Here is a 14,554-nt window from a genome sequence, read left to right on the forward strand (position 1 = left end):
GTCGCTGGGGCTGCGCGAGGATCAGCGCTGCGGGGCGCAGCTGGCGAAACGGATCGCCAGCCTGTTTCCGCCCCGGTTCAGGCCAGGGCAGGACTGCCGGCCGGCGACGGTTCGACCGGGCTCGACTTGAGCGGCCGGGCCACGTTCCACACCAGGAAAGCGGCGACGATATCGAGGATGGCCAGGGTCACGAACAGCGGGCTGTAGCCGACCTTGGTCACCATGATGCCCAGCACCATGGTGAACAGGGCCGCGCCGAAGAAGCCGAACATGCCGCTGACACCGGTGGCGGTGGCCACCTCGTTCTTGCCGAAGGAGTCGGAGGTGATCGCATACAGCGCGCCGGACAGGGTCTGGTGGGCAAAGCCGCCGACGCAGAGCAGGGCGATGGCGACGTAGGGGCTGTCCACCAGGCCGATGCAGGCGGGGCCGATCATGCAACTGCAGCCGAGGAACATCACCATTTTGCGCGAGGTGAAAAGGCTGACCTTCAGGTGCTTGTGGAAGAACGGGCTCAGGTAGCCGCCGACGATGCACCCCAGGTCGGCGGCGAGGAACGGCAGCCAGGCGAACATCGCGATTTCCTTGATGTTCATGTGCCGCTCGGTCATCAGGTACAGCGGGATCCAGGCGTTGAAGGTCTGCCAGGCCGGCTCGGAGAGAAAACGCGCGCTGGCGATGGCGAAGAAGTTGCGGCTGGCGACGACCTTTTTCCAGTTGCCTCTTTTCGTCGTGGTGTCCTTGAAGTGGTCTTCCTGACCGCTGAGGATGTAGTCGCGTTCGGCGTCGCTCAGGCGCTTCTGGTCACGGGGATGCTTGTACAGCAGCAACCAGGCCGCGCTCCAGGCGATGCCCAGGACGCCGACGCTGATGAACGCCAGTTGCCAGCCGCTGTGCAGGATGGCCCAGACCACCAGTGGCGGGGCGAGCAGCGCGCCAAAGGACGAGCCGATATTGAACCAGCCGATGGCGACGGAGCGTTCCTTGGCCGGGAACCATTCGGTGGAGGTCTTGACCGCCGACGGCATGCCGGCGGCCTCGGTGACGCCGAGCAGGCCGCGCATGAACGCCAGCCCCTGCCAGCCGGTGGCCAGGGCCGCCGCCGCGCAGGCCAGGGACCAGGCGATGGCGAAGATCGCAAAGCCCAGCTTGGTGCCGATGGCGTCGACGATATAACCGGCAATCGGTTGCATCAGGGCGTAGCCGATCTGCCAGGCGACGACGATATGCGAGTACTGCTCGGTGGAGATGTTCATCTCGTTCATCAGCGTCGGTGCCGCCACCGACAGGGTATTGCGAGCCAGGTAGTTGACCATCAGGCCACAGGTGACCAGGGCGATCATCCACCAGCGGATGCCTTTGACTTTCATCACTTCACCATTGTTATTTTTGGAATGGGGTGGTGCATGGCACCCCGCGCGCGAGCGCCTGGCGGGGTGGGAAAGACATCACAAGGGCGGCGTACCGACCGTGTGCAAGCGCAGGGAGCGCAATCGGGGAAGGCCTGCGGAGAAAGCGGCGGCTCGGATCATTGGCGTGGACACTCTTTGAATTATTTTTATTGGAGTAAATTTGTTTCGTTGTATGTCGTCGTATGACTTTGGCCTTTATAAGGAGTGTCTGGCGGGGATGTCAATCGCGAGCGCAATAAAAAAGCGCCCGTAACGGCTTTTTACCGACGAGCGCTCGGGGCGGACTGGCCCTGTCTTAGGTGGGAGCGGGCTTGCCCGCGAAAGACACGACGCAGGCCGTCATCGTATGACCTCGCTTATTTTCGCGAAGCGCGTCTGAGCAACGCCTGCACCGCGATCAGTGCCGGTATCCCCAGCCCCAGCCAGCTCAGCGCATCCCAGGCACCGTCACCGAGCAAGGCGGCGAACAGCCCGGCGGCGGTGAGCAGGGCGATCACGGTCGGCAGGCCGAAGACCTTCCAGAAGTTCGATTGCCTCGGCTTCATCCCACGACCTTCGCCGCGACGCCCGCCGTGGCCCGGCGCCGGACCCACCACAGGTACACGCCACTGCCGAGCACGATGATGGTCAGCACATCGAGGACGGCCCAGAGGATTTTCATCGGCATGCCACCGTAGTCGCCGAAGTGCAGCGGTTGCGACATGCCCATGGCGTCCATGTACCAGGGCCGTTCGGCCACTGCGGTGACCTGCAGGGTGCTGGCATCGATCAGCACCGGGGTCAGCAGGTGGGAGGTCAGGTGCGTGCTGCCCTTCATGAACACCGCGTAGTGGTGCTCGCTGGAGAAGCGCGTGCCGGGGAAGGCGATAAAGTCCGGGCGCATGCCGGGGGCAGCCTGGGCGGCGATCTCCAGCAGATGCGTGGCGGGCGCGCGGTCGGTCAGCGGTGGGGCGTTGCGGTAGGGTTCGACCATGGCGCCGAGGCTGTCGTTGCGCCAGGCGGCGATGATCAGGTCGGCGCAGGCGCTGATCACGCCGGTGATGCCAACCACCAGGCACCAGGTCAGGATGACGACGCCGATCAGGTTGTGCAGGTCGAGCCAGCGCAGGCGGGTGGATTTGTCCTGGCGGACCGTGGCGAACTTCAGGCGACGCATGAACGGCAGGTAGAGCACCACGCCGGAGATGATCGCCAGCACGAACAGCACACCCATGAAGGCCAGCAGCAGCTTGCCGGGCAGCCCGGCGAACATGTCCACGTGCAGGCGCAGCATGACCATCATCAGCCCGCCGTTGGCCGAGGGCAGTTCCAGGGCTTCTCCGGTGCGGGCGTCGAGCATGAAGGTATGGGACGAGTTGGGCTCGGTGCCGGCGGTTTTCGCCATGATCGCGATCACGCCATTGGGGTCTTCCTCGTCCCAGCCGAAGTACTGCATGACCTCGCCCGGACGATGGGCCTCGGCGGCGCGGACCAGTTGCTGCAGGTCCAGCGCCGGGGTGTCGGCGGGCATCTGCCTGAGCTCGGCGGCATCGCCCAGCAGGTGGTCGATCTCATGGTGGAAGATCAACGGCAGGCCGGTCAGCGCCAGCATCAGCAGGAACAGGGTGCAGATCAGGCTGGTCCAGGTGTGGATAAAGGACCAGCGGCGGATGGTTTTGCTTTTCATGGTTGACCACAGTCTGGATGAGGGCGCGCTATGGGAATGCGGCTTGCCTCAAGGTTGCCCGGCTAAGCAAGTGGGAGGCGGGAAACGTCACAAGGCCTGTGGGAGCCGGCTTGCCGGCGATGGCGTCCGAATGGGCGCTGCAAGGCTCAAGGGCCTCATCGCCAGCAAGCCGGCTCCTACAGGTCCGCGGTGGTTCAGGTGGTCCGCGTGATCAAGGCGGGTGCTGTTACCACTTGTAGTTCACGCTGGCGACCACGTTGCGCTCGTCACCGTAGTAACACCAGGTGCCATCACAGGTGGAAAGGTAGTCCTTGTTGAACAGGTTCTTCGCGTTGACTTCCACCGAAGCACCGGCCAATGAACTGCTCAGGCGACCCAAGTCGTAGTGCACGGCCGCGTCGTAGACCGCGTAGGAGCCTACGTGGCCGTTGGCAGTGTTCGCGGTGTTGCCGTAGGTGTCACCGACATAACGCACGCCGCCGCCGACGCCGAAACCGTCGAGGAAGCCGGTGCGCCAGGTGTAGTCACTCCAGACGGAGGCCTGGTTGCGTGGCACCAGTTGCAGGCGGTTGCCCTTGTCGTCGCCCTTGAGGATTTCCGAGTCTGTGTAGGTGTAGGCCGCGATCAGCTTGAGGTTCTCGGTCACGTTGGAGGTGGCTTCGAGCTCCAGGCCACGGACCTTGGTTTCGCCGATCTGGCTGGTGATGCCACGGTCGCTGACCGAGACGTTTTCCTGGCGCAGGTCGAACACGGCGGCGGTGAGCAGGGTCTTGCTACCCGGCGGCTGGTACTTCACGCCCAGTTCGTACTGATGGCCTTCGGTCGGCTTGAAGGATTGGGTCGCGCTGGCGTTGGCACCCTGGGACGGCTGGAACGACTCGGTATAGGAAATATACGGGGTGATCCCGGAGTCGAAGACGTAGCTCAGCCCGGCGTTGCCGCTGAAGGCCTTGTCGCGACGTGTGCTGGTGGCATCGTTCTGGTTGAAGAAGGTGGTGCCGGTATGAATCCAGTCCTCACGCCCGCCGAGGGTCAGGCGCCACTTGTCCAGGGAGATCTGGTCCTGGGCATACAGGCCGGTCTGGTTGGTCTTCTGGTTGTAGTTATAGAAGGTGTTGTAGGCGATGTTGGAGAAGTCCTGCCCGAAGATCGGGTGGATCACGTTGCTGCTGGGCGCGCTGCCTTCCTGCCAGTGGTAGCTGGTGTCGCTGCGCTGATGATCGAGGCCCAGCAGCACGGTGTGGCTGAGGGCTCCGGTCTGGAAGTCGGCCTGGAAGTTGTTGTCCAGCGCGAACTGGCTGATGTCTTCGTTGACCTTGTCGACGAGGCGGGTAAGGGTGCCATCCGGGGCGACGACATTGCCAAAGGATGCATAGGCCTGGCGGAAGGCCAGTTCGCTTTTGGTGTAGCGCAGGTTCTGCTTGAACTGCCAGACATCGTTGAACCGATGATCGAAGCTGTAGCCCAGGGCGTAGTAGGTACGGTCGTAGTAGTCCGAGTCCGGGTCGCCCAGGTTCTTGTGATGAGAAATATCCCCGGCCGCCGAAGGCAGCTTGGTGCCCTGCAGCGGCAGGAACTGACCGCTGATGCCGGTATCGTCGCGGGTGTACTGCGACAGGAAGGTCAGGTGGGTATCGTCGTCGATATTCCAGGTCAGGCTGGGGGCGATGTTGTAGCGCTTGTCGTCGATATGGTCGATGGGCGTGCCGCCGTCACGGATCACGCCGTCGATGCGGTAGAGGAACCGGCCTTCGTCATCGATCTTGCCGGTGCTGTCGAAGCTGATCTGCTTGCGATTGTTACTGCCCACTTCGGCGCGTACTTCGTGACTGGTCTCGGCCTCGGGGCGTCGGCTGACCATGTCCAGCATGCCGCCTGGCGGGGTTTGACCATAGACCGAGGAGGCCGGGCCGCGCAGGACGGCAATGCGTTCCAGATCCCAGGTTTCAGCCTTGGGGTTTGCATAGGAACCCTTGGGCAGCGGCAGGCCATCGAGGAACTGGGTCGGTTCGAAGCCACGGATTCGCAGCCAGTCGGCGCGTGAGTCGCTGCCGTAGCTGCTGGCGATCACGCCCGGGGTGTAGCGCAGGGCATCGTCGAGATTCTGTACGCCGCGATCTTCCATCTGTTCACGGGTAATGACCGAGATCGAGCGGGGTGCCTCGACGATCGCGGTGTCCGTCTTGGTCCCGGCGGCAGTGCGGGTCGCGGTGTAGCCTTCGACCGGACCCCAGGCGCTTTCAGCGCTGCCCTCGCCAGTGATATTGGTTTCCGGCAGGGCCATGACGCCGCTCGGAACAGCGATCAGGGTGTAGGTTCCGGCGCTGCTCTGCACCAGTTGCAGGCCGGTGCCGCCGAGGGCGGTGTGCAGTGCGGTGATCGCGTCGAGCTGGCCCTTGACCGGCGCCGAGGTCTTGCCCGACGCCAGCGCCGGATCGAGGCTCAGGGTCAGTCCCGCCTGGCTGGCGATCTGGCTCAGCGTCACGCCCAGTGGGCCGGCCGGCAGGTTGTAGGCGCGCACGCTGGCAGTCTGTTCGGCGGCGACCAGCGCCGGGCTGAGCAGGGGAGTGCCGAGGGCGATGGCGACGGCCAGGAGACTGGGGCGGAGCAGGGTATCGAGCGAACGGGACATGGCATGGGTTCCTGAATGGAAATGTTTCTCAATGCCTATGTGCCGAACGAAATCCGAAAAGTGATAGGGCTGATTGAAAATAATTTAGATTCACGAATTTTCTGCTTACAAAATATCAAGTGGGCTCCTGTGGCGGGTGAGCCACAGGTCTGTGTTCGTCCTTGATATCTGGATCATCCTTCACAGGCTGCGCAGGTAGGCAGCCGTGCGCTCTGCGTTACACAGCGGACGCAGAGCGTCCAGAGAGGCATTCCCACGCAGAGCGTGGGAACGATCAACCGCCGAGGGTGGGAGCGATCGGCGTTGTTATTCAGGGTTTGCTGATGGCCTTGGCTTGCACCGTTACCCACCACTGGGTATGCCGCTCGATCTGCACCGGCAGGGTCGGCAGCAGGGCGGTCAGCGCCAGGTTGGTGTCGTGCAGCGGGAAGCTGCCGGTGATCCGCAGGTCGGCGACTTTCGGGTCGACGCCCAGGTGGCCGCGTCGGTAGCGGCCCAGTTCTTCGAGCATGTCCGCCAACCGTACGTTGTCCACCACCAGCATGCCGCGGGTCCAGGCATCGGCGCCGGGGTTGAGGGCCAGCAGCGGGCCGAGGCCATCGCGGTGCATCAGCACCTGCTGGCCTTCATGCAGGATCTGTTCGTCGGTGACCGCGTACGGGCGGGCGGCGACCGCCGACTGCAGGACACTCAGCCGCGTGCCGTCTTCCTCGCGCTTGACCAGGAACCGCGTCCCCAGCGCGCGCATGCGGCCATCCTCGGTTTCGACGATAAACGGCCGGGCATCATTATGGCCGGTCTCGATCAGGATCTCGCCGTCCCTCAGCACGATGCGCCGGGTCGTCTCGTCGAAACGCACATCCAGGGCGCTGTGGGTGTTGAGCTGGATAACGGTGCCGTCGGCCAGGTGCAGGGTGCGCTGCTCGCCGGTGGCTGTGCGCTGGTCGGCCAGCCAGTAATCGATGGGCAGATAGCGATTGCCGAGGAACAGCGCCAGGCCGCAGGCCAGCATCACACTGGCGAGGCCGCTGCCGAGCTTGCGCACGCGCTGGCGGACACCGTCGCGGGATTTCAGCAGGGCACTGCGGGCCGGCGCGCTGGTGCCGCTGAAGCGCTGGTCGAGCATGCCCAGCTGGCTCCAGGCCCGGGCGTGCTCTTCATGGGCGGCGTGCCATTTCTCGAACTCGGCCTGTTCCACGGAGCCGCGCCCGCCGGTGTCCAGGCACAGTTGCCAGGCAATGGCGGCGTCGAGGACGCGGGCGGAAACTGGTTTGGAACTGAACTGATTCATGTCGGCTCGCCATACAGGGCGATGTAGCACTGGCGAATGCCCTGGGCCAGGTACTGGCGCACACGGGGCACCGAGACGCCGAGCTTGCCGGCGATCTCGGCGTGGCTCAGGCCCTCCAGGCGGTTGTAGAGAAACGCGGCGCGGGCCTTGCTCGACAGTTTGCCGAGCAGGCGGTCGATGGCCTTGAGGTCTTCGAGGATCAGTTGCTGTTCTTCCAGGGACGGTTGTTCGCCTTCCGGGATCAGCATCAGTTCGTTGAGGTAGGCCTGTTCCAGCGCGGCGCGGCGGAAATAGTCGAACAGCAGGCCCTTGGCGATGGCCGCGAGGAAGGCCCGGGGTTCACGGGGCGTCTTCAGTTCGTCCCGTCCCAGCAGGCGGACGAAGGTGTCCTGGCTCAGGTCCTCGGCCCGCTGCGGGCAGGCGATGTTGCGTCGCAGCCACGACAGCAGCCAGCCGCGATGGTCGCGATACAAGGCTCCAACAAGCTCATTGTGCGGGCTTCGGGCTGACGACACGGACGTTACCGATAGGAAGTTTAAACTAACGAGAATTATTCGCGATTGTGTCAGGGCGTAGGAAAAGGCGCAATGGTTGCTGGTCGGGAAGCCATTACGCGGTATGGAGTTTGTGTGAAAGGAGCTTGCATGAGGGCTCCGATGATCGTTCCCACGCTCTGCGTGGGAATGCCTCACTGGACGCTCCGCGTCCGCTCTGCAAGTGACGCGGAGCGTCACGGGCTGCATGCCCACGCGGAGCGTGGGAACGATCAAGTGAGGCTGGCTAGAACGAGTGGCTGTGCTGGCGTCGTTTCCACTGGTTCAGCCGCTGCTGCAGGTTCAGCGGGCTGTGGATCTGCTGCTGCCGGGCCCGGCTGAACAGGATCAGCGCCAGCTCGGCGGTGGCCAGGGCATCGGCGCTGGCGTGGTGGCGTTCTTCGACGTGCAGGTTGAAGTGGCCGATCCAGTCATCCAGCCCGGCTTCGCGCAGAGTGGCCTGTGGGCACAGCAGCGGCGCGATATCGGCGACATCGAGGAACGGGTGTTGCAGGCGATAGCCCAGGCTGTCCTTCAGGGCGCGGGACAGCATGTGCTGGTCGAACGGGGCGTGGAAGGCCAGCAGCGGGCTGTCGCCGACAAAATCCATGAAGTCCAGCAAGGCTTCGGCCGGATCACTGCCCGCTGCCAGGGCGCTCGGCCCCAGGCCATGGATCAGCACGCTGGGGCTGACGCTCTGCTCGGTACGCAAGAGCGTGCGCTCGAAGGATTGCCCCAGGTCGATGGCGCCATCCTCGATCACCACCGCGCCGATCGAGATCACCAGGTCGCGGTTGAGATTGAGTCCGGTGGTTTCCAGGTCGACGACGATCCAGCGCTGTTCACGCAGCGAACATTCGCCCAGGGGGGCCGCGCCCGGCAATTGCCGCAGGCGTTCCAGTTGCGCCGGCGTGAGCTGCGGTGTGCTGGACTTCAACCAGGAAAACAGCCTCATAGTTGATACCGCAGGGCCAGGCTGCTTTGCAGGCGCTGGGCCTGGCGCAGGGACTCACGCAGGATACGCCGGTCCAGGTGATTGAGGCTTTCCGGGTCGACCCGGTTGGAGTACGGCAGGTTGTCCCGGGTCTGCAACTGGTGCTGCTGCATGCGGGTCTGCTGGATAAAGTGATAGGCCTCTTCATAGGCGGCGCCGTCGAGGGGCTCGATCACTTCCCGGGCGACCAGCTGTTGCAGGCGGGCCAGGGTGTTGTTGGCCTCGATGCCGTTGGCCAGCGCCAGCAGGCGGGCACCGTCGACAAAGGGTGTCAGGCCCTGGACCTTGAGGTCGAGGGTCGCCTTGTCGCTGCCCTTGCGGCTCAGCACGAACTCGCGGAAACGCCCCACCGGCGGACGGTTGCGCAGGGCATTTTCGGCCATCATGCGCTGGAACAGGCGGTTGTCGGCGACCTGGGCGAGAATCCCCTGGCGCAGTTGTTGGCAGGCCTGTTCGTCGCCCCAGACCACCCGCAGGTCGAAATAGATGCTCGAACCCAGCAGGTTTTCCGGCGTCGCCTCGCGAATGAAGGCGGCGAAGCGCCGGGCCCATTCGGCGCGGGACAGGCACAGCTCGGGATTGCCGGCCATGATATTGCCCTTGCACAGGGTGAAGCCGCACAGGGCCAGGCTCTGGTTGATCTGCTGGGCCAGCGGCAGCAGCTTGCCGCGGATCTCGGCGGCATGGGCCGCGTCGCGGGCTTCGAAGAGGATGCCGTTGTCCTGGTCGGTGTGCAGGGTCTGCTCGCGACGGCCTTCGCTGCCGAAACACAGCCAGCTGAAGGGCACGCCCGGATCACCGCGGTCGGCCAGGGTCAGTTCGATCACCCGGCACACCGTGTGATCGTTGAGCAGGGTGATGATATGGGTGATCTGGGTCGAGGACGCGCCGTGGGCCAGCATGCGTTCCACCAACTGGCCGATCTCGCCGCGTATCGCCACCAGGTTTTCCACCCGGGCGGCGGTGCGGATGGTGCGCGCCAGGTGCACCAGGTCGACCCGTTGCAGGGAAAACAGGTCACGTTCGGAGACCACGCCACACAGCCGTTGGTCCTTCACCAGGCAGACATGGGCGATATGCCGTTCGGTCATGGCGATGGCCGCGTCGAAGGCGCTGTGGTCCGGGGTCAGGGCGAACGGCGCCTTGATCATGTGCCGGTCGATGCTCTGGTTGAAGTCATTGACGCCGTCGGCCACCACCTGGCGCAGGTCGCGCAAGGTAAAGATGCCCACCGGGGCCTTGAGCTCGTCGACGACCACGATGCTGCCGACCTGCTGCTCGTGCATCAGGGTCACCGCCTCGCGCAGCGGCGTGTGTGGGCTGCAGGTGACCGGATGACGCATGGCCAGCTCACCGAGGCGGCTGTTCAGGGAATATTGCGTGCCGAGGGTTTCCACGGCTTTCTGCTGGACCTGCTGGTTGACCTGGTCCAGCAGGCTGCTGACACACCGCAGGGCGAAGTTGCGAAAGCGGTCGGACAGCGAGAACAGCTTGATGAAGGCCGGTTTGTTCAGTTGCAGGCAGAAGGTGTCTTCGCCCGCCAGGTGTTCGGTGCGGGTGGCGCGTTCGCCCAACAGCGCGGCCAGCGGGAAGCATTCGCCGGTGGCGATTTCGAAGACGGTCTCGGTACCGCCCCTGGCGGTGTGCGGGCGTTCGCCGACGATGCGGCCCTGCTTGACGATATAGAAGTGTTCCACCGGGCCGTCGGCCGGCTTGATGATGCTCTCGCCCTGGCTGTAGAAGCGCAGCTGGCACTGCTCGACCAGGTACGCCAGGTGGGCGTGTTCCATCTGGTTGAAAGGGGGGAATCGCTGCAGGAACTGCATGGTGCCGTGGATGTTTTGCAACACCGCGGTCTTCCCTGCCTGGGTGAAGGCATCCGCTTTGCTCATGACCGCTATCGCTGTTGTCTGTTGTTGTTATCGGACTGTTTTACCCATGGTCGGATGCTTGCTGGCGGGTGCCCATTGGACGTAAGTCTAGGTTTGAGAAATAACCTACAGTTAACTAGTCGAGTTCTTAATGAAGTCCCACTTGGAAAACTTTCCGACGAAGTGCACATTGAGCACCCGTTTAGCGATGTCTGACCACAATGCTAGGGGATTGGATAGCTAAGGGAAGCTAGAGAACCGTATGTCCGACCACGATATTTTGAGCGATGCCGAGCGTGAGGCACTCCTCCAGGTGATGCAGGCACCGCAATTACCACCGCAACGCGTGCTGATCGTCGATGACGACCAGGACGCCCGTGAGCTGTTGTCGGAGATTTTTGCCCTGGATGGTATTCACTGCATGACCGCAGCCAGTGGTGGCGCGGCGTTCGAGCTGCTGGAGGCGAACCGCTCGATCGGCTTGCTGATCACCGACCTGCGCATGGCCGACGATGGCCTGGACCTGATCCGCAAGGTCCGCGCTTCGGAGCGGGCGGCGCTGCCGATCATCATCGTCTCCGGCAATGCCGAGGTGCGCGATGCCATTGATGCCATGCACTTGAGCGTGGTGGATTTTCTGCTCAAGCCGATCAATGCCGATCATCTGCTGAAACTGGTCAAGCGCGAACTGGGGCTGGTGGCCTAGGCCTGAAACTTGTGGGTGCCGGCTGGCCGGTGATGGCGATGCAAGCCACACCGCCGCTATCGCTGGCAAGCCAGCTCCTACAGGGAATGGCGGTGTATTGAGCCTGCGTAATGAAAAAAGCCCTGGTCGTTGCCGACCAGGGCTTTTTCCGTTGTGTCGCCTGATTACAGGCCGTTGCGGGCCTTGAACTCGCGGCGACGGCGATGCAGCACCGGCTCGGTGTAACCGTTTGGCTGCCGGGTGCCTTCGATCACCAGTTCGACCGCCGCCTGGAAGGCGATATTGCTGTCGAAGTCCGGAGCCAGCGGACGGTATAGGGCGTCGCCGGCGTTCTGCCGGTCAACCACCGGCGCCATGCGCTTGAGGCTTTCCATGACCTGGTCCCGGGTGACGATGCCATGGCGTAACCAGTTGGCGATGTGCTGGCTGGAAATGCGCAGGGTCGCGCGGTCTTCCATCAGCCCGATGTCGTTGATGTCCGGCACTTTCGAACAGCCGACGCCCTGGTCGATCCAGCGCACCACGTAACCGAGGATGCCCTGGGCGTTGTTGTCCAGTTCGTTGCGGATCTCTTCGGCCGACCAGTCGGTGTTGCCCGCCAGCGGGATGGTCAGGATATCGTCCACCGAGGCACGGGCACGCTTGGCCAGTTCGGCCTGGCGGGCGAACACGTCGACCTTGTGATAATGCAGCGCGTGCAGCGCAGCGGCGGTCGGCGACGGCACCCAGGCGGTGTTGGCGCCGGCCAGCGGGTGGGCGATTTTCTGTTCGAGCATCGCCGCCATCAGGTCGGGCATGGCCCACATGCCCTTGCCGATCTGGGCGCGACCCTGCAGGCCGGTGCTCAGGCCGATCTCGACGTTCCAGTTCTCGTAGGCGCCGATCCATTTTTCCGCCTTCATGGCGGCCTTGCGCACCATCGCACCGGCTTCCATGGAAGTGTGGATCTCGTCGCCGGTACGGTCGAGGAAGCCGGTGTTGATGAACACCACGCGCTCGCTGGCGGCCTTGATGCAGGCCTTCAGGTTGACCGTGGTGCGCCGCTCTTCGTCCATGATCCCGACTTTCAGGGTATTGCGCGGCAGGTTCAGGACGTCTTCGATGCGGCCGAACAGTTCGTTGGTGAACGCCGCTTCCTCCGGACCGTGCATCTTCGGCTTGACGATGTAGACCGAGCCGGTACGGCTGTTCTTGCGCACGTTGTTGCCGTTGAGGCTGTGGATCGCCGCGAGGCTGGTGACCAGGCCGTCGAGGATGCCTTCGGGCACTTCGTTGCCGTCCTTGTCCAGGATCGCGTCGATGGTCATCAGGTGACCGACGTTGCGCACGAACAACAGCGAGCGACCGTGCAGGCTCAGTTCGCTGCCGTCGAGGGCGGTGTAGGTGCGGTCGGCGTTCATGGTCCGGGTGAAGGTGGTGCCGCCCTTGGCGACTTCTTCCGCCAGGTCGCCCTTCATCAGGCCGAGCCAGTTGCGGTAGATCACCACCTTGTCATCGGCATCGACCGCGGCGACCGAGTCTTCGCAGTCCATGATGGTGGTCAGGGCCGCTTCCATCAGCAGGTCTTTCACGCCGGCGGCGTCGGTCTGGCCGACCGGGCTGCTGGCGTCGATCTGGATTTCGAAGTGCAGGCCGTTGTTCTTCAGCAGGATCGCGCTGGGTGCCGCGGCATCGCCATGGAAGCCGATCAGTTGGGCATCGTTGCGCAGGCCGCTGTTGCTGCCGCCCTTGAGGGCGACCACGAGCTTGCGGTCGACGATCTTGTAGCCGATGGAGTCGACATGGGAGCCGGCTGCCAGCGGTGCGGCTTCATCGAGAAAGGCGCGGGCGAAGGCGATGACCTTGTCGCCGCGGACCTTGTTGTAGCCCTTGCCCTTTTCCGCGCCGCCGGCTTCGCTGATGGCGTCGGTGCCGTACAGGGCGTCATACAGCGAGCCCCAGCGGGCGTTCGAGGCGTTGAGGGCGAAACGCGCGTTCATCACCGGGACCACCAGTTGCGGGCCGGCGGTGCGGGCGATCTCGTCGTCGACATTCTGGGTAGTGGCCTGGAAATCCGCCGCTTCTGGCAGCAGGTAGCCAATGTCTTGCAGGAAGGCTTTGTAAGCCACGGCATCGTGAGCCTGGCTGGCTCTCGACTGGTGCCAGGCATCGATACGTGCCTGGAAATCATCGCGTTTGGCGAGTAGGGCTCGGTTCTTCGGCGCCAGGTCGTGGATGACCTTGTCGGCACCGGCCCAGAACTGGTCGGCGGTCAGACCGGTACCGGGAATGGCTTCGTTGTTCACGAAGTCGAACAGGACTTTGGCGACCCGCAGGCCACCGACTTGAACGTGTTCAGTCATTGCTTGCCTCACTCTGCTCAGCTATTCAGCTCTTCTGTTTAAAGCCTTGCGTGCTTCTCTGAACACAGTACCAGAACATGCCCTTGCGGACGGCTGGGCTAGCCTCGCCAAGCTTGGCCGGCGGGGCTTTCCGTGGTTTCACAGACACTCGGGCAGACATCCATCCAACGTTATGTAGTGTGCGCTGGCGCATACTACATGATGGATTGCGGTTGTGAAAATCAGACTAAATGCGTCGTTCTGCGACCAATGAGTTCTATCCGGTCACGCAGAAGCCGTTAATGTTCTCAAGAAATCCATGGATTGTTCCAGATAAATCTGAAAATGGTACACGATTTGTTCTGTGGCTCGCCGACGCCCTGGACGGTGCTCCCCTGGCCCCTTGCCTATACTGGACCGATCAACGACAAGAGGGCTATCCCGTGGACCATCTCGTACTGACAGTATTCGCCCCGGATAAAGCCGGCCAGGTGGAACGGATCGCCCAGTGCATCGCCGAGCACGGCGGCAACTGGCTGGAAAGCCGAATGTCGCGTCTGGCCGGGCAGTTCGCCGGAATCCTGCGGGTGGGGGTGCCGGCCGAAGCCCATGATGAACTGATCGACGCCCTGCAGGCGCTCGCCGGCCAGGGCATCCGCGTGCTGGTCGCCGAAACCGGCATCGAGCAGTCCTGTACCTGGAAGCCCATCGCCATGGAGCTGGTGGGCAACGACCGCCCGGGGATCGTCCGCGATATAACCCGGTTGCTGAGCGAGCAGGGGGTCAACCTCGAGCGGTTGGTGACGGACGTCCGCCCGGCCCCGATGAGCAGCGAACCCTTGTTCCATGCCGAGGCGATTCTGGCGGTGCCGCTGACCTTGTCCCTGGATACCTTGCAGGCACGCCTGGAAACCCTGGCGGATGACCTGATGGTGGAACTGGTGCTGCGCAGCGAAGGTTGAGGCGGGTTATCCAAGTTAACCGGGGACGGGCCTGTGGATAACCTGGGGAGACACGGCGCCCGGCCAGGTAGGCCGGGGCTTGCCGAGGTTTGAGCAAAAAACGAGCAGTTTCAAGGGGTTGTGCACAAACGGCGTGGACCGGCTTGTGGATAACCTTGGGATGGAA

The 14,554-nt window shown here is 63.5% G+C and carries 11 protein-coding genes; 2 read left to right on the plus strand and 9 right to left on the minus strand.

Annotation, left to right across the window (positions count from 1 at the left end; translation table 11 throughout):
• Positions 1-77 precede the first annotated feature (77 nt).
• The 8 genes from ACL9RJ_RS28880 to ACL9RJ_RS28915 all read right to left on the minus strand — a co-directional run bounded on the left by ACL9RJ_RS28880 (position 78) and on the right by ACL9RJ_RS28915 (position 10,420).
• Positions 78-1,370: an MFS transporter gene (locus ACL9RJ_RS28880; protein WP_177084692.1), complete on the minus strand. Its 1,293-nt coding sequence runs from the start codon at positions 1,368-1,370 to the stop codon at positions 78-80.
• A gap of 398 nt (positions 1,371-1,768) precedes the next feature.
• A complete protein-coding gene (locus tag ACL9RJ_RS28885; protein WP_017128750.1) occupies positions 1,769-1,957 on the minus strand; it encodes a hypothetical protein in 189 nt (62 codons plus the stop codon).
• On the minus strand, positions 1,954-3,078 hold the full coding sequence (locus tag ACL9RJ_RS28890; RefSeq protein WP_422765878.1) for a PepSY-associated TM helix domain-containing protein: 1,125 nt from the start codon (positions 3,076-3,078) through the stop codon (positions 1,954-1,956). Before ACL9RJ_RS28890 ends, ACL9RJ_RS28885 begins: the two co-directional genes overlap by 4 nt.
• Positions 3,079-3,304: 226 nt before the next feature.
• A complete protein-coding gene (locus ACL9RJ_RS28895; protein WP_177107720.1) occupies positions 3,305-5,710 on the minus strand; it encodes a TonB-dependent siderophore receptor in 2,406 nt (801 codons plus the stop codon).
• Between the two features lie 310 nt (positions 5,711-6,020).
• Complete coding sequence (locus ACL9RJ_RS28900; protein WP_017128747.1) at positions 6,021-7,001, minus strand: FecR family protein; 981 nt, start codon at positions 6,999-7,001, stop codon at positions 6,021-6,023.
• Complete coding sequence (locus ACL9RJ_RS28905; protein WP_042936654.1) at positions 6,998-7,516, minus strand: RNA polymerase sigma factor; 519 nt, start codon at positions 7,514-7,516, stop codon at positions 6,998-7,000. Before ACL9RJ_RS28905 ends, ACL9RJ_RS28900 begins: the two co-directional genes overlap by 4 nt.
• A gap of 265 nt (positions 7,517-7,781) precedes the next feature.
• The gene (locus tag ACL9RJ_RS28910; protein WP_017128745.1) at positions 7,782-8,489 is read right to left on the minus strand and encodes a 3'-5' exonuclease; all 708 of its coding nucleotides are present in this window, start codon (positions 8,487-8,489) and stop codon (positions 7,782-7,784) included.
• Positions 8,486-10,420: a putative nucleotidyltransferase substrate binding domain-containing protein gene (locus ACL9RJ_RS28915; protein WP_017128744.1), complete on the minus strand. Its 1,935-nt coding sequence runs from the start codon at positions 10,418-10,420 to the stop codon at positions 8,486-8,488. The genes ACL9RJ_RS28910 and ACL9RJ_RS28915 overlap by 4 nt, the downstream gene beginning before the upstream one ends.
• A 241-nt stretch (positions 10,421-10,661) precedes the next feature.
• On the opposite strand from ACL9RJ_RS28915, the gene ACL9RJ_RS28920 reads away from it, so the two are divergent.
• Complete coding sequence (locus ACL9RJ_RS28920; protein ID WP_017128743.1) at positions 10,662-11,105, plus strand: response regulator; 444 nt, start codon at positions 10,662-10,664, stop codon at positions 11,103-11,105.
• Positions 11,106-11,269: 164 nt separating this feature from the next.
• On the opposite strand, the gene ACL9RJ_RS28925 is transcribed toward ACL9RJ_RS28920, so the two are convergent.
• Positions 11,270-13,447, minus strand: coding sequence for a malate synthase G (locus ACL9RJ_RS28925; RefSeq protein WP_422765879.1), 2,178 nt, complete (start codon positions 13,445-13,447; stop codon positions 11,270-11,272).
• A gap of 422 nt (positions 13,448-13,869) precedes the next feature.
• On the opposite strand from ACL9RJ_RS28925, the gene ACL9RJ_RS28930 reads away from it, so the two are divergent.
• Positions 13,870-14,388, plus strand: a complete 519-nt coding sequence (locus ACL9RJ_RS28930; protein WP_017128741.1) for a glycine cleavage system protein R — start codon at positions 13,870-13,872, stop codon at positions 14,386-14,388.
• The last annotated feature ends 166 nt before the right edge of the window (positions 14,389-14,554 follow it).

Source organism: Pseudomonas sp. Mn2068 (assembly GCF_049319725.1).
Taxonomy (GTDB): Bacteria; Pseudomonadota; Gammaproteobacteria; order Pseudomonadales; family Pseudomonadaceae; genus Aquipseudomonas; species Aquipseudomonas gingeri.

Coding starts and splice junctions, on each gene's coding strand:
- ACL9RJ_RS28880 (WP_177084692.1), bottom strand. CDS start 1,370: ATGAAAGTCAAAGGCATCCGCTGGTGGATGATCGCCCTGGTCACCTGT.
- ACL9RJ_RS28915 (WP_017128744.1), bottom strand. CDS start 10,420: ATGAGCAAAGCGGATGCCTTCACCCAGGCAGGGAAGACCGCGGTGTTG.
- ACL9RJ_RS28890 (WP_422765878.1), bottom strand. CDS start 3,078: ATGAAAAGCAAAACCATCCGCCGCTGGTCCTTTATCCACACCTGGACC.
- ACL9RJ_RS28900 (WP_017128747.1), bottom strand. CDS start 7,001: ATGAATCAGTTCAGTTCCAAACCAGTTTCCGCCCGCGTCCTCGACGCC.
- ACL9RJ_RS28910 (WP_017128745.1), bottom strand. CDS start 8,489: ATGAGGCTGTTTTCCTGGTTGAAGTCCAGCACACCGCAGCTCACGCCG.
- ACL9RJ_RS28895 (WP_177107720.1), bottom strand. CDS start 5,710: ATGTCCCGTTCGCTCGATACCCTGCTCCGCCCCAGTCTCCTGGCCGTC.
- ACL9RJ_RS28925 (WP_422765879.1), bottom strand. CDS start 13,447: ATGACTGAACACGTTCAAGTCGGTGGCCTGCGGGTCGCCAAAGTCCTG.
- ACL9RJ_RS28920 (WP_017128743.1), top strand. CDS start 10,662: ATGTCCGACCACGATATTTTGAGCGATGCCGAGCGTGAGGCACTCCTC.
- ACL9RJ_RS28885 (WP_017128750.1), bottom strand. CDS start 1,957: ATGAAGCCGAGGCAATCGAACTTCTGGAAGGTCTTCGGCCTGCCGACC.